At 58.7% G+C, this 19,655-nt stretch carries 14 protein-coding genes and 1 tRNA gene; 10 read left to right on the top strand and 5 right to left on the bottom strand.

Annotated elements, in window-relative coordinates; genetic code table 11:
• Positions 1–77 precede the first annotated feature (77 nt).
• The 4 genes from speB to ACW9UQ_RS00550 all read left to right on the top strand — a co-directional run bounded on the left by speB (position 78) and on the right by ACW9UQ_RS00550 (position 5,233).
• Positions 78–1,043 carry an agmatinase gene (speB, locus tag ACW9UQ_RS00565; protein ID WP_458929038.1) on the top strand — a complete coding sequence of 322 codons (966 nt, stop codon included), beginning with the start codon at positions 78–80 and terminating at the stop codon, positions 1,041–1,043.
• Positions 1,044–1,051: 8 nt separating this feature from the next.
• Positions 1,052–2,425, top strand: a complete 1,374-nt coding sequence (locus ACW9UQ_RS00560; RefSeq protein WP_458929037.1) for a glutamine synthetase family protein — start codon at positions 1,052–1,054, stop codon at positions 2,423–2,425.
• Positions 2,422–3,729, top strand: coding sequence for an NAD(P)/FAD-dependent oxidoreductase (locus ACW9UQ_RS00555; protein WP_458929036.1), 1,308 nt, complete (start codon positions 2,422–2,424; stop codon positions 3,727–3,729). The genes ACW9UQ_RS00560 and ACW9UQ_RS00555 overlap by 4 nt, the downstream gene beginning before the upstream one ends.
• Positions 3,730–3,973: 244 nt before the next feature.
• The gene (locus ACW9UQ_RS00550) at positions 3,974–5,233 is read left to right on the top strand and encodes a DUF2330 domain-containing protein (protein ID WP_458929035.1); all 1,260 of its coding nucleotides are present in this window, start codon (positions 3,974–3,976) and stop codon (positions 5,231–5,233) included.
• Between the two features lie 39 nt (positions 5,234–5,272).
• On the opposite strand, the gene ACW9UQ_RS00545 is transcribed toward ACW9UQ_RS00550, so the two are convergent.
• Positions 5,273–9,607 (bottom strand): VWA domain-containing protein, encoded by a 4,335-nt coding sequence (locus tag ACW9UQ_RS00545; RefSeq protein ID WP_458929034.1) that lies wholly within the window; start codon positions 9,605–9,607, stop codon positions 5,273–5,275.
• 261 nt (positions 9,608–9,868) lie between these two features.
• Here ACW9UQ_RS00545 and ACW9UQ_RS00540 point away from each other — a divergent pair, with 261 nt between their 5' ends.
• Complete coding sequence (locus ACW9UQ_RS00540) at positions 9,869–10,171, top strand: DUF6280 family protein (RefSeq protein ID WP_458929033.1); 303 nt, start codon at positions 9,869–9,871, stop codon at positions 10,169–10,171.
• Positions 10,172–10,257: 86 nt separating this feature from the next.
• On the opposite strand, the gene ACW9UQ_RS00535 is transcribed toward ACW9UQ_RS00540, so the two are convergent.
• The 4 genes from ACW9UQ_RS00535 to ACW9UQ_RS00520 all read right to left on the bottom strand — a co-directional run bounded on the left by ACW9UQ_RS00535 (position 10,258) and on the right by ACW9UQ_RS00520 (position 14,727).
• Positions 10,258–10,962: an orotate phosphoribosyltransferase gene (locus tag ACW9UQ_RS00535; protein ID WP_458929032.1), complete on the bottom strand. Its 705-nt coding sequence runs from the start codon at positions 10,960–10,962 to the stop codon at positions 10,258–10,260.
• Positions 10,963–11,193: 231 nt separating this feature from the next.
• Positions 11,194–11,424 (bottom strand): hypothetical protein, encoded by a 231-nt coding sequence (locus ACW9UQ_RS00530; RefSeq protein ID WP_458929031.1) that lies wholly within the window; start codon positions 11,422–11,424, stop codon positions 11,194–11,196.
• A 69-nt stretch (positions 11,425–11,493) separates the two neighbouring features.
• Positions 11,494–11,895 (bottom strand): hypothetical protein, encoded by a 402-nt coding sequence (locus ACW9UQ_RS00525; protein ID WP_458929030.1) that lies wholly within the window; start codon positions 11,893–11,895, stop codon positions 11,494–11,496.
• 414 nt (positions 11,896–12,309) lie between these two features.
• The gene (locus ACW9UQ_RS00520) at positions 12,310–14,727 is read right to left on the bottom strand and encodes a putative bifunctional diguanylate cyclase/phosphodiesterase (protein WP_458929029.1); all 2,418 of its coding nucleotides are present in this window, start codon (positions 14,725–14,727) and stop codon (positions 12,310–12,312) included.
• A gap of 217 nt (positions 14,728–14,944) precedes the next feature.
• Here ACW9UQ_RS00520 and ACW9UQ_RS00515 point away from each other — a divergent pair.
• The 5 genes from ACW9UQ_RS00515 (at position 14,945) to ACW9UQ_RS00495 (ending at position 19,628) form a co-directional block, all read left to right on the top strand.
• Positions 14,945–15,021: transfer RNA gene (locus ACW9UQ_RS00515), tRNA-Arg, on the top strand.
• Positions 15,022–15,083: 62 nt separating this feature from the next.
• Complete coding sequence (locus ACW9UQ_RS00510) at positions 15,084–16,475, top strand: cryptochrome/photolyase family protein (RefSeq protein WP_458929028.1); 1,392 nt, start codon at positions 15,084–15,086, stop codon at positions 16,473–16,475.
• 72 nt (positions 16,476–16,547) lie between these two features.
• Positions 16,548–17,027, top strand: coding sequence for a DUF1203 domain-containing protein (locus ACW9UQ_RS00505; protein ID WP_458929027.1), 480 nt, complete (start codon positions 16,548–16,550; stop codon positions 17,025–17,027).
• Positions 17,008–18,015, top strand: coding sequence for an XdhC family protein (locus tag ACW9UQ_RS00500; RefSeq protein ID WP_458929026.1), 1,008 nt, complete (start codon positions 17,008–17,010; stop codon positions 18,013–18,015). The genes ACW9UQ_RS00505 and ACW9UQ_RS00500 overlap by 20 nt, the downstream gene beginning before the upstream one ends.
• A complete protein-coding gene (locus ACW9UQ_RS00495) occupies positions 18,015–19,628 on the top strand; it encodes an NTP transferase domain-containing protein (RefSeq protein WP_458929025.1) in 1,614 nt (537 codons plus the stop codon). The genes ACW9UQ_RS00500 and ACW9UQ_RS00495 overlap by 1 nt, the downstream gene beginning before the upstream one ends.
• Positions 19,629–19,655: the final 27 nt, after the last annotated feature.

Raw genomic sequence — 19,655 nt, 5'->3', positions numbered from 1 at the left:
CGCCCGCCCACCCCCGCCACCCCGGCCGGGACCTGGGGTGGTCGTATCGCAGATGTGTTTGAATTTGAGAGGGTTTGATGGAGAAGGGTGATCAGGCGTTTCGGTCGACTGCTGCGCATGGGCGCTGGCCGGAGAATACCTATGGTGGTGCGCTTAGTTTTCTGCGGCGGCGCTATACGCGTGACCTTGCCGGGGTTGATGTGGCCGTAACCGGCATTCCGTTTGATGCTGCGGTGACAAACAGGCCCGGTTGCCGCTTTGGGCCGCGCGCGATCCGCGAGGCCTCGACACAGTTGGCAGAGTTGAAGGCCTTTCCTTTTGGATTTGATCCGTTCGAAACCCTGTCTGTGGTTGATTGCGGCGATGTGTTTCTGGACCCGCACCATCCCGAGACGATTGCGCCGTCGATTGAGGCACATGCGGCAGAAATCATTGCCGCCGGACCAAAGCTGCTTAGCCTTGGCGGTGATCATTTCGTTTCTTACCCGCTGCTGCGGGCCCATGCGGCCGCTTATGGGCCTGTCGCACTGATCCAGGTGGATGCGCATTGCGACACCTGGGGCGATGACGGGCGGGCGATGGACCATGGCACCATGTTTGCAAGGGCGGCATCAGAGGGGATCGTTGATGTTGCGCGCTCAACCCAGATCGGATTGCGTAGCTATAATGACAGCGATCATGGCTTTGAAATTCTGACCGCACCTTGGGTCCATCGCAACGGGATTGATGCGGCCCTTGAGGTGGCGATTGACCGGGCCGGGGACAGGCCGGTTTATCTGTCCTTTGACATCGACGCGCTGGATCCTGCCTTTGCGCCGGGAACCGGCACGCCGGTTTCAGGCGGGTTGGCCAGTTGGCAGGCGTTGGAGTTTGTGCGCGGACTGGGCTTGCTGAACCTTGTCGGGATGGACATTGTCGAGGTTTCCCCGCCTTATGACCACAGTGAGATGACCGCGATCGCCGCAGCAACCCTTGCCCATGACTGGATTTGCGTGCTGGCCGAGCAGAACGGTGCCAAACGTATTCCAGTGGGCCGGCTTTGAGGACTGATATGCGTGCAAAACCTGATCCGGACTGGACCGCCCAACTGCCTGAAACAACCCGCGAGTGGCTGAATGGCCGCCGCGTGGAGGAGGTGGAATGTGTCATTGCTGACATTGCCGGGATTTCCCGCGGCAAGGCGATGCCGCAGGCAAAATTTGCACGGGCGGAGCGGACCTATCTGCCGATGTCGATTTTCTATCAGACCATTGATGGCGACTATGTCGATATGGAGATTGAGCATCAATGGACTGAAAGTGACATGATCCTTGCGCCGGATCATGCGACGGCGACGGCCTCTCCATGGACCGATGATGTCACGATCCAGGTGATCCATGACGTTCTGGACCATGACGGCCGCCCCGTGCCCCTGGCGCCGCGCAACATCCTTAAGCGGATTGTGGATCTGTATGCCGAGGCAGGCTGGAAGCCGGTGGTGGCACCGGAGATGGAGTTCTATCTGACCAAACCCAACACCGACCCGGACATGCCGATTGAGCCGCCCATCGGTCGTACCGGTCGGATTGTCGCCTCGCGCCAGTCCTATTCGATGACGGCGGTGGATGAATATGGCCCGGTGATTGACGATATCTATGACTTTGCCGATGCGCAGGGTGTTGAGATCGACACGATCATTCAGGAAGGTGGCGCTGGGCAGATTGAGATCAACTTTATCCATGGCGATCCGGTTGCGCTGGCCGATCAGGTGTTTTTCTTCAAACGCACCATTCGCGAGGCCGCATTGCGCCAGAACTGTTTCGCGACGTTTATGGCCAAACCAATGCAGCACGAGCCGGGTTCAGCCATGCATATCCACCAGTCGGTGGTGGATGCGAAGACCGGAAAGAACGTGTTCACCGCCGAAGATGGCAGCGAAACAGCGCTGTTTCATGGGTTTCTGGCGGGGCAGCAAACCTATCTGCCGAATGTCGTGCCGATGCTGGCGCCTTATGTGAATTCCTACCGCCGGTATGTCGCCAGCGGTTCGGCCCCGATCAATCTGGAATGGGGGCCGGATAACCGGACCACGGGCCTGCGTATTCCGGTCAGCTCGCCGCAGGCGCGCCGGGTGGAGAACCGGATTACCGGCATGGATGCCAACCCGTATCTGGCCTTTGCGGCCTCGCTTGCCTGTGGCTATCTGGGGATGAAGCAGGGGTTGACCCCACGCCGCGCCGTTAGCCGTGAAGCCTATGATTATGACTACTCTTTGCCGCGCGGGTTACTTGAGGCGCTGGATGCGTTCGACGAAGCCCCCGGCGTCAGTGAGTTGCTTGGCCCGCATTTCTGCAAGGTTTATGCCGCGCTGAAACGGCACGAGGCAGAAAGTTTTCTCGCCGTGATCTCCCCGTGGGAGCGAGAGCATCTGCTGCTAAGCGTATGAAGGATCTGCTGACCCTGAATGACCAGCCGGGTGAACATGCACCCAGCTACTATGCGGCGACGGCCAATCCCTCGCCCGACGCACCACCGCTGAAGGGTGAGCATCGGACAGATGTTTGCATCATTGGTGGTGGGTTCACCGGTCTGACTGCCGCGCTGCATCTGGCTGAGAAGGGCTTGTCTGTGCGGGTACTGGAGGCTCAACGGCTGGGCTGGGGTGCATCCGGACGCAATGGCGGGCAGGTTTGCGTCGGCAACCGGCAGGAACAGGAATGGCTTGAGGCGAAGCTTGGTCTGGACTGGGCGCGTGCGCTGTGGGATCTGGCCCGGGAAGGGGATGCCCGGTTGCGCAAGACCATTGCCGATCATGGCATTGCCTGTGACCTAAAAAGCGGCGCAATTCATGGGGACAGTGTTAAGGCCAATGTTGCCCACAGCTATGCTCATGCAGAGCATATGGAAAAGGTATATGGCCATCGGCTGGAGAAGCTGGATCAGGCCGCAATCCGCGACCGGGTCGGCACGGAATTCTACCATGGCGGCTTGCAGGATGACAGCGCGGGGCATCTGCATCCGCTGAATTACGCGCTTGGGCTGGCAGCAGCAGTGATCGGGGCGGGTGCGGTGCTGCATGAGCAAAGCCGTGTGACTAAGGTAACGCAGGGCGCGCCGCATCGTATTGCAACCGAAACCGGTGCTGTCCTTGCGGATCACGTGATCTATGCCTGCAATGGGTATCTGGGCGATCTGGAACGGCAAACGGCGGCACATGTCATGCCGATTAACAATTTTATCGCGGTGACTGAACCGCTGGGTGAGGATGTTGCCCGAAGCCTGATCCGTGATGATGTTTGCGTGGCAGATGACAAGTTCGTTGTGAATTACTACCGCCTGACCGCAGACCACCGCATGTTGTTCGGCGGCGGCGAAAGCTATGGATATCGCTTCCCGTCCGACATTGCCGGGATGGTACAAGGCAATATGCTGAAGGTGTATCCGCAGCTGAAAGATGTGCGGATTGAGTATGCTTGGGGCGGAACGCTGGGTATCACCATCAACCGCATGCCTTTTGTGCGTACCCTTTCACCAACCATTCTGACCGGCAGCGGCTATTCTGGACAAGGCGTTGCGATGAGCGCGCTTGTAGGTCGCTTGCTGGCCGAGCGTGTGGCGGGGCAGACCGACCGCTTTGACCAATTGGCCGGTTTGAAACACCGGGCGTTCCCAGGGGGCGGGCGGCTCAGGCATCCGCTGTTGGTACTGGCAATGAGTTGGTATGCGCTGCGGGATCGGCTGGGGTTTTAGAGCGTCATGCGAAAAACCTGAATCATCTGATGCTGCCTGAAATCAGAGATCTCAATGCGTTCGATGATACTGAATTTCTGAGGTATTTCGCGAGACGCTTTAGGCGCATGATCTGCAGCCCGCGCTTTGACAGTGCAGATCAAACGCCAGCGTAAATCTTGCTGTATGTTTCACAGGATTGAGTTGACGTAAGCCCCCCAGCGGGCGACCTTTCATGCTGAAACGGACCAAGGGGGATCTTCCGATGCGTCTTTTAACTTTGGCCTTGTGCCTGTTGCCGGGGCTTGCTCAGGCCTTTTGCGGCTTTTACGTCGCCCGCGCTGACGGCAATCTTTACAACGAAGCCTCCAAGGTGGTGTTTGTTCGCGACGGGCAAAATTCGACGATCACCATGTCCTCGGATTATCGTGGCCCGGCGTCAGAGTTTGCGCTTGTGGTGCCGACCCCGAAGGTTTTGAAACGGGATCAGATCGCAACCGTGAAGCCAGAGACGGTCAATCATCTGGATGAGTATTCTGCACCAAGGCTGGTGGAATACCATGACGGTGACCCATGTATGCCTGTTCCTGTGTATGAAATGGCGCTATCCCCCAACGAAGACGGTGCATTTCAAAAACGTTCTCGTGGCGCTGCCGCACTTGGCGTGAAGGTCGAGGCGCAGTATGCCGTCGGCTCTTACGACATCGTTATCCTGTCCGCCAAGGAAAGCGATGGTCTGACCATCTATCTGAAGCAGGAAGGCTATAACATTCCGGATGGTGCAGAACTGATCCTGGCGGACTATATTGCGGCAGGCATGAAATTCTTTGTTGCCCGCGTCAATCTGGAGCGTCATGCCAAGGCGGATAAGAAAGAACTGCAGCCGCTGCGCATCTCTTTCCGGTCCAAAAACTTCATGTTGCCGCTGCAACTGGGCAAGGTGAATGCCGACAAAACTCAGGATTTGCTGATCATGACCCTGACGCGCCAAGGCAGGGTTGAGGCCTCAAACTATGCCAACGCCCGTATCCCAAGCGATGTGAATATCCCGACCTTCGTGCGCGATTATTTCGGTGACTTCTACAAGGCAACCTTCGCCCGCGCAGCCCGGCCCAACACGGTGATGACCGAATATGCCTGGGATATGGCCTGGTGCGATCCTTGCGCGGCTGATCCGCTGACACGTGAGGAACTGCAGGAACTGGGTGTCAACTGGCTGAAGCCTGGCGACAATGTAGGGCAGGACGTTTTTGTGACCCGGATGCACGTGCAGTATGAGCGCGATACTTTCCAAAAGGATTTACTGTTCCGCATTACCGATGATCGGGAAAACTTCCAGGGGCGCTACATCATGAACGTGCCTTTTGACGGTAAGATCACCTGTGATGAGGGTGTTCAGTATGTGCGCGACACCCGCAGCAGAATGCAGAAAGAGGCCGCTACGCTGTCGGAACTGACCGGTTGGCGACGTAGCAAGATCGATGCACAAATCCGTGCGACAGTGCCGAAGGTTTTCAAGTACTGAAGATGCGGCCGGGCGCGGTTATCCCCGCGCCCAGTCCTTTTACTCGACTTTCAGCGGAAGGCGCGCGATCACCGTTCCGTCTGAGATGATATACCGCAATTCATAATCGCCGGGCTTTTCTGGCACAGTCAGCCGCACCGTTGGTCCGTCCGAGGTCCGTGCGTGGCTTTTCCGCTGTCCGCTGCTGTCGCCCAACCGGGCCAACGCGATTATGTCACGATCGTAGTCTGGGCCGGTCCAGTTCACCAGAATCTCGGTCCCGGCAGGTGCGGTCCCCGGCGCTTCCAGGGTCGCTTCTGCAGGTGTCACGGTTAGCGGTGTACGCGCGATCACACCATCCTTCAGGCCGATAGTGTAGCGCAGTTCATAAGTCCCGGTCTCTCCCGGTGCGGTCAGCCGCAATGGGCTGCCGTCTCTGGTCCAGGCATATCCGCGACGTTCGTGGTCGCGGCTATCAGGCTCGGCGATCGAAATACGATCACGATCTGCCTCAGGGCCGGTGAACTCCACCACAAACTGTGCCCCGGCAACGACCGTCTCGGGGGCGGTGAGGGTGGCGGTACTGCCCGTTACGGTGATCGGCGTACGCGCGATCACCTTCCTGCCGTTGTTCAGGACATAACGGAATTCATACTCGCCAGGTTCGGCAGGCAACTGGAACCGCATCGGGCTGCCCTTTTCTACACGGATATAGCTGACACGCTGGTCATCCGCGCTGCCTGCCTCAGCCAGACCGATATAGTCGTTGCTGTTCTCCGGCCCGGTCCATTCAACCAAAACCACTGTCCCGGTCTCAGCCACGGTTGAGGTGGCAACTGTCGCTGTGGCTTCTGTAACGGTAAGCGGTGCTCGGCTGAGGACGCGTTTCCCAGTATACAAAACATAGCGCAGCTCATACTCGCCCGCCTCGGCTGGCATTTTCAGCCTCAAAGGGTTGCCCTTTCTCGTCCGAGTGTAGTGGATACGTTGGCTGTCCGGATCATCGAGGTTGGCAACGGCAATGTAGTCGTTTGCGTTGTCAGGGCCCGTCCACTCGACGACGATCTCTGATCCGACTTCTGCCTTTTCCGGAGGGGTTACGGATGCTTCCACCTCAGTCACGGCCAACGGCGTGCGGCCGATTACCCGTGTCCCATTATGCAAAACATATCGCAACTCGTACTCGCCTGCCTCAGCTGGCATTTTCAACCGCAGGGGATTGCCCGTCTTGGTGCGGGTATAGTGGATGCGGCTATTGTCAGGGGCGTTTGCCTCGGCAATGGCGATGTAGTCATGGTCATTGTCGGGGCCGGCCCACTCGACGGCGATCTCTGATCCAACTTCCGCTTTTTCCGGAGCAGTTACAGATGCTTCCACTTCAGTCACGGTCACGGGTGTGCGGCTTATTACACGTGTCCCGTTATGCAAAACATAGCGCAACTCGTACTCGCCCGCCTCGGCTGGCAGTTTCAGCCGCAGGGGATTGCCCTTGTTGGTGTGGGTGTAGTGGACACGGCCGTTATCAGGATCGTCGGGATTGGCGATGGCAATGTAGTCGTAGTCATTGTCAGGGCCGGTCCACGAGATGGCAACTTCTGACCCCGCCTCTGCTTTCTCCGGTGCTGTAACAGATGCCTCCACCTCTGTTACGGTTATCGGTGCCCGTCCAATCACCCGGCTACCGGTGCCCAAGACATAGCGCAATTCATACTGGCCTGCCTCTGCCGGAGCGTCGAGCCGCGCCGGACTGCCTTGGCTGGCATATGCATAGGATACATATTGGTTTCCAGCCTGATCAGGTTGAGCGATGGTGATATAGTCGCCATCATTGCCCGGGCCTTCCCAATCAACAACGATCTGAGAGCCGATTTCAGCTTTTTCTGGCGGGGTTAAGGTCGCTTGCACATCGGTCACGGTCAGTGCGACACGTTCGATCACACTGTTCCCGCTGTCCAATACATAGCGCAGCTCGTATTCGCCAACTTCTGCCGGTACTTTCAGGCGTGCAGGATTGCCTTGGCTTGTGTAGACATAGCTTTGGTATTCGTTCCCCGCATCCCCGGCCTTTGCAATGGTGACGTAGTCGCCTTCGTTGTCTGGCCCAATCCAGGCGGCGACCAGTTCCGAGCCGACCTCTGCCGTGTTCGGCGCATCGAACGACGCGCTGGCCGGTGTCAGGGTGATCGGCACGCTTGTGATCACCTTGTTCCCTTTGTCCAGAACATAACGCAGCTCATAAGTGCCGGGCTTTGGCGGCATGCGCAGGCTTACAGGGCTGCCTTCGTTGGTATAGGAGTAGTCACTGTATACGTTCCCACTGTCGCCCGTTTGAGCGATGGTGACGTAGTCGCCTTCATTGTCTGGTCCGTCCCACTCCACAGCAATACGCGAGCCGACCTCGGCTTCCGCAGGTGCTGTAAGAGTTGCGCTGACGTCTTCGACCTTGATTATGGCCATAGCCAGCACGACGTTCTTCTGATCCAGCACATAACGCAGTTCATATTCACCAGGTTTGCCTGGCATGATCAGGCGAACCGGGCTGCCATCCGAAAGATAGGAATAGCTTTCATATTCATTGCCCGCGCTATCGGTCTCCGCAACGGTCACGTAGTCGCCTTCATTGTCCGGTCCGGTCCAGTCAACCTTAACCTCAGAGCCGATTAACGCTGTCTCTGGTCCGCTGACCGAGGCAACAGGATCGGTAACCGTCACCGTCCTGGTGGCGCCCAGCGTGTTGTCCTGACCGATGATGTAACGCACCTCGTAAGTGCCCGGGACACCCGGCAGGATCATCGGCGTCGGGTTGCCGCTCTCGGTATATTCATAGGCGATATACTGTCCGCTGCGGCTGTCGACCTCTGCGATCGAGATGTAATCCCCCTCGCCATCGGGTCCGTCCCATTCAACCACAATGGCGGAGCCGGCAGACCCGGTCTCCGGCGCGCTCAGCGTGATTGGCACCTCGGTCACGGTGATGGGGCGGGTGCCCAGAATGGTCTGATCCAGTGCCATGACATAGCGCAGCTCATAGTCGCCGGGCTCTGCAGGCAGGGCCAGTTCGACCGTGTCGTTGCCGTTGATATATGTGTAATTGATGTACTCGCCCGGGTTTTGATCCGGTTTGGCGACAACGATGATATCCATTTCATAATCCGGACCGTCATGTCCGACCGGAATGGTCGAGGCGATCACGGCTTCATCTGCAGCCTCAAGCGTAACCTCCAGCGGGGTGGCTGTCAGCGTTTGGGTTGCCAGAACCTGATTGTTCCAAAGATAGCGGATCTCGTACTCGCCAGGCTTTGACGGCGTACGAAGCTCTGTCGGTGTTCCGCCGCTGACATAGGCGTAGGTCGCAAACTCGCCAGGGCGCGCGTCCGTGGTGGCTGCGGTGATCTGGTCCAACTCCTCGCCCGGGCCTTCCCATTGAACCGCAATCGGTGCACCAATGGGCGAGGTTGACGGCCCGCTGACCGATGCATCCGGGGTCGGATTGGGCAGCACCAAAACCACCCGGTTTTCCTGACCGCCCTGAATGATCACATCGCGATATACACTATCACCGGTTTCCGGCCGATTGACGGTAACCCGGTAGGCTCCGGGTCTGACGCCCATACGCAGCACGCCCATCTCAAAGCCGTTCAATTTAGTCCCATCTTCGGCCTGAGGCGTCAGATCCCAGGCGATGCCTTCTGTGATGGTCGGCCCGTTTTCTTCCAGTGTGGCGACAAATTCCGCATCCGCAGTCGTCGGCGCGGGCGGCGGGGCAGGGGTCTCGGCCACTTCGCTCAGCGCTTCGCTGAGCTCTGCCGCGTTCGAGGCTGCAAGAAAGCGTCCGCCGGTATTCTCGGCCAGACAGGCCAGTTGCGCGCGGTCTGCTTCGGCATTCACGTCAAAGCCGATGACATGGGCGGTGAAGTCGATGCCGACCTTTTCCAGTTCAGAACCAATGGCACAGGGGTCCCGGTCGCAGGTTTCGATCCCATCAGACAGCAGAATCACTGTCGCTTTCTCTTCTTCGTACTTCAGGGTTTCAGCGGCCCGCAGCACGGCGTCGGAAAGCGGTGTCATGCCTCTGGGATTAATCGCGGCCACAGCATCGCGAATCGCTTGGCGGGTGTCTGCGCCGGGTTCCACCAGGGTCTGAATATCGGAACATTGACCCTTCTGCCGGTGCCCATACGCAGAAAGGCCCAGTTCAGTGCCCTCGGGCAGGGTGTCGAGAAGGTCGTTGATGGCTTGTTTTGCAATGACAATTTTATTCACGCCGTCAATCTGGCCCCACATGGAACCGGAGGCATCAAGTACGAGAATCGTTTTCTCGGACTGAGCCGTCGCAGCGGGAATCGCGGCGAAAAAAGCAAGAACTAGGGCAAAAAGACGGGCAATCGGATACATAGACCTCTCCTGCGGCATACTGTTTGTCTTATTTTAGCACACATCTGTTGCAACACACCCAATGAATACTAAGTGACACGCATCACAACACAATTTTTCCCTGTGGCAGAAGTTTTTTGTCATTTTCTGGGACGGCTTGGTGTGATGAATACGGCAGAAATGTGTTGAATGCATGGCTGCCATGCGCAATATGCAATACTGGACCGTTGAAAAACTGTCATATTGTGGAATGGATAAAAAACAAGGACGGATGGGGGCGTAATGTTCGATTACGTGGATGAGGCAGCTTACACCAATGATCAGGGCTCGCGTGCACGCAAGCTCTTTGCTGCGGTGGTTCTGGCTGCTTTGGATGATGCCATCGCCGATGATAAAAAATACGGTAATGGCCCGGATGTGATTGCGCGCTGGGCGCGGTCTCGGGATGGTCGTGAGGTGCTGATGTGCGCCGGGATCGACCCGAACGAGCGCTGCGTCAAAGGTCTGATGGAGTTCGTTGCCCGTGGGGTGCGGACATCGGTGGCCTTGTCCCGCGAAGAAAGTGAGCGGCGCGCAGCCGCATGACTATAATCCTAACTGGATTGAAAAAACGACTCCTCTGGGGTCGTTTTTTATTTGGTAATCAAAGACCTATTTGCGCCGATGGCCAGTCAGGCGTTCTTTGCCTCTGGTGTGTAATTGCCGCCATTGGCTGCGGACCAGTCCAATGGGGCGTGCAGGAAAGATTCGACGACCTCCAGTGTACGCCCGTCAAAGGCTTTACTCTTTCGCGCCGCGGCCAGCACATTCCACCATGTCGCCAGATAGTGCAGGTCCAGTTCTGCAGCTTCCAGTTCCGTCAGGCCATTCTCGAAAATATCGTAGTAGAACAGGACTGAACTGTGGTGACAGATGGCACCTGCGTTCCGAATTGCTTCGGCAAAACGCAGCTTTGAGCCGCCATCGGTGGCCAGGTCCTCGACCAGAAGAACACGCTGGCCCTCGCGAATCTCTCCCTCGATCTGGGCGTCGCGGCCGAAACCTTTGGGTTTCTTGCGGACATATTGCATCGGCAGGCCCATGCGGTCCGCGATGAATGCGGCAAACGGGATGCCCGCAGTTTCGCCACCGGCTATGGCGTCAAAGGCCTCAAAGCCGATGTTTCGAAACAGGCTGGCGACGGTGAAATCCATCAGCGCTGCGCGCACGCGCGGATAGGAGATCACTTTGCGGCAGTCGATATAGACCGGGCTGGCCATGCCTGAGGTCAGGATATAGGGCTGATCTGGCCGGAAATGGACGGCGCCGATTTCCAGCAGCATCTGTGCCGTCATCTCGGCGATTTCTGCACGATCTGGAAATGTGTTGGAAAACATAGGCGCTGACCCTTTCGCGGCGATTTGGCTTTGCTTACAGCGTTTTTGGGCAAACCTGAATCATGTTTTTGAAGAAAGCACGACAAAACCGTTCGTCTTTCCATCAAAGCTCGGCAGAAAAACCACGAGACATCAGATTTCGTCCATCATGCCCAGAACTCTGATCTCAGATAGCGTTAGGCTATGCTGTTTGGCGCAAAGCGAAATTCCAGAAGAATGTCATGCCAGCCCTCATTGGACAGGCGTAATATCGTCTTTTTCACAGGTGTCAAAAGCCTGCGCCAGTTGCCGCTGCACCTTAGCCAGGTGCTTGCTAGTTCGTTCTGCAGCCCCGCGATGCGCGCGCTGTGTGTTTGCGTCAAGTGAATGGTGATGGCGGCGGATCAGGTGGATGCAGATGGTTGAGATCATCACCGTCAGAGAGATCATCACGATTTGCGGGGCAAAGGGCAGTATGGTCATCATTAACTCCAGCATTAGACATTCCTTGGGTACGATGCCCTCACCCCTGGGGCGGCGACGTTTACAGGTTTAAGGATGGCTGTCCCTCAGCAGCGTGAATTCGATACGCCCCATCTTCTCGTTCCCCTGATCGGACAGGGAAAGGGCAGGTGTCTGAGCCCTGAACTGCGCCATGTCATAGCCACGGCGCTGCAGCACCCGCAGGATTGAAGCGATCCGCGCGGCTTCCGGGGCGCTGGTCCCGGAAATTCCCAGCCGGATATCCGGGCAGGCACTGGTCCGGTCGGCCAGGATCTGCAACTGACCAAAGTATTCGGGGTCAAGCATGGTCTGATGCGGTTCAAAGTGGAAAACCGTGTTGCGCACCTGTGCGGCCAAAGTGCGGGAACAATCCTGATCACCGGCTGATACGCGGGCATCGGGCCAGGTTTGAAAAACCTCCTCGGGGGAGGTCAGGCGCCCTGCTAGCATTACGGCGTCGACTGAATGTCCAAACCCCGTGCTGAAACTAACATCGGCCTGTATGACGCCAGGTCCGGTTGGTGTCGACGCAGATACTTTGCTACCGTCGGCTATGGATAAGTTCAGCGACAGGGCAACGAGGGCACCGACGCTGACGAAATGGCGGCAGGCGGTATAGACGGATGAGGCCGTTGATCGGCCAGCGCTATCGGCGCTCTGCGGCAAATCGCCTGATCGTGAGTTGTCTCGCATCTCGGTCCCGTCTGTTCGCGCGTCTACCTACCCCCCGATAGAAAACGATATCTTGCGGACCCAGCCATCACAAAACCGGGCCGCGATGGACCTTCTAGCAAGCGAGAATGACTAAAATATGGACGTAGCATGGCAAAAAACGTCCCAAGTGTGAACGTGGTGGCCTGCAGGTCAGGCAGGCCGACTTTTGGCTGCAGCACTGTCTTTTTCAAGACGGGCGCGAATATCGCCGGATGGCTGCGGGCGACTGGTCAGGGAACCCTGGCCGAATGCGCAGCCAAGTCCCCGCAATGCGGCGATTTGCTCAGGCCGTTCGACACCCTCGGCCACGACCGAGATATCCAGCGCGCGAGCGACACCGATTATCGCGTCAACAACAGCCTTCTTGGCTGGAGCATCGCAATCCTGTGTCAAAGACGCATCGATCTTTAGTCCGGTAACCGGATAGTCCGACAGGTATCCGATGCCCGAATAGCCGACACCAAAGTCGTCCACGATGATGCCGACCCCCATGTCGCGAAGCGAATTGAGGCTTTGTCGCGTTACCGTGTCCTCGTTCAGCATCCGAGTTTCAACAATCTCAAGCCGAAGGCGCTCGGGCGCAAAATTATGCGTGTTCAGTAGCTGCTGCACCCGGCCGGGGAAATCGGCGACGACCAACTGCAGGGCGGATACATTGACGGATACACCTATATGGTCGGGCCAATGTGCGGCTTCGGCCAGGGCGCGGACCAGAACGTAGTCCCCAAGATCGTGGATCTGTCCTGTGGTCTCGGCAAGTTCAGCAATCATTTCAGGTTCGATGTCGCCATAATCCGGGTGCGACCAGCGCAGCAATGCCTCGCAGGCGACCGTCTTGTCGCTGTCGAGGGCGACAATGGGCTGATAGTGCAAATCGAGGTCACCATCATCAATGGCTGCCGCAATATCGGTTGCCAGACGTCTCTGGCGGGCCAGTTTATCACCCAGTTCCGCGTCATAGATTTCAAAGGACCGACCGCCGCTTTCCTTGGCGCGATAGAGCGCGCGGTCTGCTTCGGACAGCAGGCGGTCCACCTCGGCGGTGGCGATCCCGGCGGTCGATATCCCGATCGATGTATTGTACTGGATCAGACGCCCGCCATGGCGAAAGCTGCCGGTCATGCGGCGCAGAAGGTCCTGACTGCGCAGCCGCAAATCCATTTCGGGTCGGTGGAAAATAGCCACCTGGAATTCATCACCACCCTTGCGGCCAACCAGCGTTTTGTCATCCGCCAGTGCCGCCAGATTGCGCCCCATCTCGACGATCAGGGCGTCGCCCGCGTCGTGCCCATGGCTGTCATTGATTGCCTTCAGCTTATCCGCATCCAGATACATGACCGAGACCTGCACCTCATAGGCCGTTACATCGCGGAAGGTGTTCAGGCGTTCCTCAAACTGGTGCCGGAATTCGGTCGCGTTCAGCAGGCCGGTCATTGCGTCGCGCGTGGCCAGATACTCGATCCGCTCATTCGCCTTGACCTCTGTGGTGACGTCACGCCCCCAGCCCAGAAAGCCCGCGAAATTTCCGTGCTGATCTGTTTTGGGATTGCCGTGCAATTCCCAAAACCGAGTCTCGCCCTGAATATGATCAAGCGCGACGCGTACCTCAAGCAATCGCAGTTCGGGGCCAAAGTCCGCGCCGTCGAGCCAGGCGGCAAAGACCTGATCATGGTCACTGATGGGTCGAACATTGAACTTCTGCAGCAGATGCAAGGCGCGCATGCCGTTGATCTGCTCTGGTTTCATGCCTGCCACCTCGGCCAGACGCGGAGAACAGTTGATGATCTCGCCATCCGCATTGGATTCCCATAGCCAATTGGCACCATGTTCCTTGAAGTCGTTCAGCAAGACCTTGATGACACCGGCCTGTTCCTCCAGTTTCATGCGCTGCCGCATCTCCTGCATGAACATCACAGCATGGCGGTTTATCGCGCTGGTTGTGGCCAGGATGAACACGGCCGCACTCATGGCAAAGCTGATAGACGAATAGGGCGCGTTCAAAAGCAGCGCAACAAGTCCGATACCGGCAATAGTTAGACTGAATACAAAAGCAGCCAGCGGGATCGGATAAAGTGCCATAGAGCCGCCTGCCAGCATACCAGCAGTCAGCGCACAGACATAACCGACGGTCAGATAGTCAGTTTGCGGGATCAGATAAAGCGCAGGAAAGGTCCAGACCAGTCCCAGCACCCAGGCTTGGGCGACCGCGGCGCCAATGGCCCGACCACTGGCTTTCTCAGGTGGTCCGTCGCTCATATGGTGACGGGTCCGAAGCAGAGCGTAAAGCGCAAAACCAGCCAGAAACGCAGCCCAGGCTAGCACCGGCCAAGTCAAGTTTTCATAGATGGACAGCATAATCAGCAGGCCGATTACATTGGCCATATTGGCGATCATCATAATCGGTGTAAGCGAGACGACCGCAGCGATCTGGCGGGCGCGTACCATCGCCCGGAAATCATCGGAATCGCCCTCTGCGTCTGCCGAACCTCCCGCCCGTCGGACAATGCGGTCAAGCACACGTTCGGAATACTCGCCAAGAACGCCATAAAGACGCCGCAACTGACTCACTTTAACACTCTCACTTACGCTTGGTCAGCGTGCTGTCTGGATTGTAAGAACATTTACTCAGGACATAGCTACGCGTGATAAGGGAGCATTCTTTCCCTTTCCACCCTCTTTTCAGGGGGAAATAAGGCGGTTTCACGGCGTTTCAGGGTCAAATCCGGGCAAGCACGGCGATCTGGGGGTGGACCAAATCTGCCAACCGGACAATAACAGGGACCGTGGCCCCGTAGCTCAACTGGATAGAGCAGGCGACTTCTAATCGCCAGGTTGAGGGTTCGAGTCCTTCCGGGGTCGCCAAAACGCCGCCGTCTGTCCCGGCGGTGTCTCTCACCGCGTCTGCCATTGAATGCGAAACTCTCATGCCCAAGCCGATCATTGTCTGGTTCCGCCGTGACTTTCGTCTGACCGATCATGCTGCACTGACGGCAGCGGTGGGTTCTGGCGCGCCGGTTATACCGGTGTTCATCCTTGATTCCCTTACCGAAATGCTGGGCGCAGCGCCGAAATGGCGGTTGGAGCAGGCGGTCGGTCATTTTGATGCGACGCTTCGGGGCTTGGGCTCGCGGTTGATCTTGCGGCGGGGGGAACCGCTTGATGTTTTGCAGGCGCTGCTACGCGAAACCGGGGCGGGCACGGTTTACTGGTCGCGGGAATACCGACCTGAAACGGTGGCGCGGGACACGGCTGTCAAAACCACGCTGCAGGCTGAGGGTATTACAGTCGACAGCTTCCCCGGCTGGGTGCTGTTTGAGCCATGGTCGGTCCAGACCGGCAAAAGCACACCTTATACCGTTTACACGCCCTATTGGCGCAATGTCGCGCAACGCGCAGTGGACACGGCGTTGCCCCGGATCGCGCAGCTCCCATCGCCGGATAGCTGGCCCAGCAGTGACACCCTTGCTGCGTGGCAAATGGGGGCTACCATGCATCGGGGCGCGTCAGTCATGGCTGGTCATGCCCGGGTCGGAGAGGTCGCGGCGCTGGACCGGCTGACCGCGTTCCTGCAATCCGATATCGACCGCTACCAGGAGGATCGCAACCGGCCTGATCTTGATGCAACCTCGGGCCTGTCCGAAAATCTGGCGGTGGGTGAGATTTCTCCGCGGCAAATCTGGCACGCAGGCCAGCAAGCGTGGCAACATGGCAGTTCGGGGGCGGAGACCTTTTTTAAGGAGCTTGTCTGGCGCGAATTCGCCTGGCACCTGATGTGGCACACACCGCATATGGCCGAGCGGAACTGGCGGAGCGGTTGGGACGCCTTTCCATGGCGGGCAGAGACCGGCGACGCGCAGGCATGGCAGCGTGGATTGACGGGCGAGCCGATCATCGATGCCGGTATGCGCGAGCTTTATGTAACAGGCCGGATGCACAACCGGATGCGTATGATCACGGCCTCATATCTGGCCAAGCATTTGCTGACAGATTGGCGGCTCGGCCAGCGCTGGTTCGAGGATTGTCTGATAGATTGGGACCCGGCGGCCAACGCAATGGGCTGGCAATGGGTGGCCGGGTCAGGGCCAGACGCGGCCCCCTATTTCCGCATCTTCAACCCCGCGACACAGGCCGAGAAATTCGACCCAAAGGGCGCATACCGTCAACACTATCTGGAAGGTCAGGGGGCGGAGGCGTTTCTTGCGGCAGCGCCACGCAGTTGGAACATTGGCGCCGACAGCCGCCCCGAGGTGCCGATTATCCCGCTCGACCTTGGGCGCAAGCGGGCGTTGGAGGCCTATGAAAGTCTCAAATCCTGAATGCGCATCATTCGGGTCGCTGGTCGGGGCGGCATAGCCACAAAGTGCAGTCAACAAACCAAGGAGACTGCCATGACCATCCGTTTTGAACCGCTTTCGACCGATTGGGTAACGCGCATCAGGGCAGGCGGGCCCGATGCCTATGGACATGTAGCGGAGCGCGCCACCAATCCCGGCACAGGCGCGCCCTGCCGCCACTGTCTGGATTTCATTCCCGAAGGCTCCGAAATGCTGATCCTGGCAGCCTGCCCCTTCCCCGAACGCCAGCCCTATGCCGAGACCGGACCGATCTTCCTTTGTGCCGATTGTGATGCTTATGAAGGGGCCGGGGTCCCTCCGGTCCTGACCAGCAGCCCGGCTTATATCGTTCGCGGCTACACATCGGCGCATCGTATTCTTTACGGCACGGGAAAGGTCGTCCCGCAGGCAGAGATTACGGCATATTGCGAGACGCTTTTGACTTCGCCGGATATCGCTTATCTTCACATCAGATCGGCAACGAATAACTGCTATCAGGTGAAGGTGGTCCGCGATGACGGTGGCGATACATGATCAGATCCCCGAGCAGGCGCTCCGCTGGCATCGCGCCGGTGTGCTTGCCGCACTGGCCACGGTGATCGAAACCTGGGGGTCGGCACCGCGCCCGGTCGGCTCGCAACTCGCCATAAATTTCGAGGCTGAGATCATGGGCTCCGTCTCGGGCGGCTGTGTTGAGGGCGCGGTGGTGGCCGAGGCGCAGGAGGCGCTGGCCGACGGGACCTGCCGGGTGCTGGAGTATGGCGTTTCGGATGACGAGGCCTTTGCGGTCGGCCTGGCCTGCGGCGGTCGCATCCGGGTGATGGTTGAGCCGGTCGGGCGCGGGCAGGGACCCTCGGCCGAACTTCTGGAGGGGTTGGTTGCCGCCCGGGCAGAGCGCAGGGCCATCGCCTATGCGGTGGACACCGATACATGGCAGCGACGATTGATTATGGAGGGGGACGATCCGCTTTGGCGCGAGGTCCAGGAGCGGTTTCGCACAGATCAGTCAGGGTTCGAAGGTGATACATTCATAGGCATCCACAATCCGCCCTTGCGCATGATCGTGGTTGGTGCGGTTCATATCGCCCAGCCGCTTTTGCAGATGGCGCGGCTGGCGGGCTATGATCCGGTTCTGGTTGATCCCCGCGATGCTTTTGCGACCGATCAGCGCTTCCCAAATCAGGTTATCTCGCGCGACTGGCCGGATGCAGCATTGCAAACGCTTGGCCTTGATGCCCGCACCGCGGTTGTGACGCTGACCCATGATCCGAAACTGGACGATCCGGCAATTCGCACCGCATTGGGGGCGGATGTGTTCTATCTCGGGGCGCTTGGCTCCACCCGGACCCATGCCAAACGGGTCATACGCCTGCAGGAGTCTGGGTTTTCGGACGCCGAGATTGCGCGAATTCATGCCCCGGTCGGGGCTGACATTGGTGCAAAAACACCCTCCGAGATCGCAATATCGATCATGGCCGAGATAACCGAGCGGCTGCGCCGCCCCGAAACCCGGCCGGTCTGATGCGCTTTGGTCCGGTGCCTATTCCTGACGCGCGAGGCGCGATCCTGGCCCATTCAGTACGGGCCGGTGACGCGGTCCTGCGCAAAGGGCGTGTGGTTTGCGAGGCGGATATCGCGGCACTGCTGGACGCAGGTGTGCAGCAGGTGGTTGTGGCCCGGCCCGGACCCGATGAGGTGGGTGAGGATGACGCTGCGCTGGCGCTGGCCCAGAGGCTGTGTCCAGCCCCGCGGGAGGATCTGACCCTCTCTGACGCTTTTGGGGGACGGGTCAATCTGTTGGCTGCAAAAGCGGGTGTGATGCGTGTCGATGCCGGGGCTATCAATGCGTTGAACCAGATTGGTCCCGGCATAACGCTGGCAACATTGCCGAATTATGCCCGTGTGGAGCCGGGCAGCATGTTGGCGACATTCAAGATTATCCCCTATGCCGTGCCAGAAATAGCGCTGGACCGGGCTTGCGGAGTGCTTTCGACCGATACGGTGCGGGTGCATCCGGTGATGATCCGACAGGCTGATATCGTGCTGACCCGGACGCCTGGATTTTCTGATGCCTTGTTAAAGAAGGGCGAGACTGTTTTGCGCGACCGCTTGGCAACCCTTGGGGTTGCGGTCGGCACCGTTCAGGTGGTGCCGCATGAAGTCGGGGCCGTGGCAGAGGCGCTGCTCGGCTGCAACGCACCGCTGATCCTGATACTGGGCGCTTCGGCGACTTCGGATGCAGCGGATGTCTGCCCGGCAGGGGTGGTTGCTGCAGGCGGTAAGCTGATCCGTTTTGGCATGCCGGTCGATCCGGGCAATCTGCTGTTCTTGGGGCAGCGCGGGTCCGCGCAGGTCATCGGATTGCCGGGCTGTGCGCGTTCGCCAGCTTTGAACGGGGCTGACTGGGTTTTGCAACGGTTGGTTTGTGGGCTTGAGGTATCGTCGGAGGATATCGCGGCCATGGGGGTTGGCGGATTGTTGAAAGAGATACCGACACGCCCCCGCCCTCGGATCGGGCGAAAGAATATGCAAGCACCGCAGGTCGAAGTTCTGCTACTGGCGGCGGGCGCTGCGCGGCGGATGCGCGGGGCGGATAAACTGCTGCAAGAGGTTGACGGAATACCGGTGCTACGGCGGGCGGCAAATGCGGCGCTGGCATCGGCGGCCGCCAAGGTGCATGTCGTGCTGCCGCCTGCATCTGATGCGCGGCGGGCGGCGCTGGATGGGCTGGCGGTTGAGACAGTGACGGCGGCAGATGCCTCAACCGGCATGGCCGCCAGCCTGCGCGCCGGGCTGCGCGCGGCGCGCGGCGCAGATGCGGTTATCGTGATGTTGGCGGATATGCCGGATGTGGAGGTCGGGCATCTGGATGCGCTGATCGCAGCCTATGACCCCGACAAAGGCCACGAGATTTGCCGCGCAGTGACTGAGGATGGCCAGCCAGGTCACCCCGTGCTGTTCGGACGACGTTTTTTTGAAAGCCTGTCTGCGCTTGAGGGCGACCAGGGTGCGCGTAGCGTTGTCGCTGCCGCAAAAGAGTTTGTCACAGATGTGAAGACCGGTTCAGCCGCTTTGTTGGATCTAGATACGCCGGAGCAATGGGCCGAATATCAGACGTCGCGCTCGGCCGGGTAGGGTGGGTTTAAACCCACCCTACATCTG

This window comes from Halovulum sp. GXIMD14793, assembly GCF_054457435.1.
The sequence above is the reverse complement of the archived record's forward strand: the minus strand, read 5'-3'. Positions and strand labels throughout refer to the sequence as shown.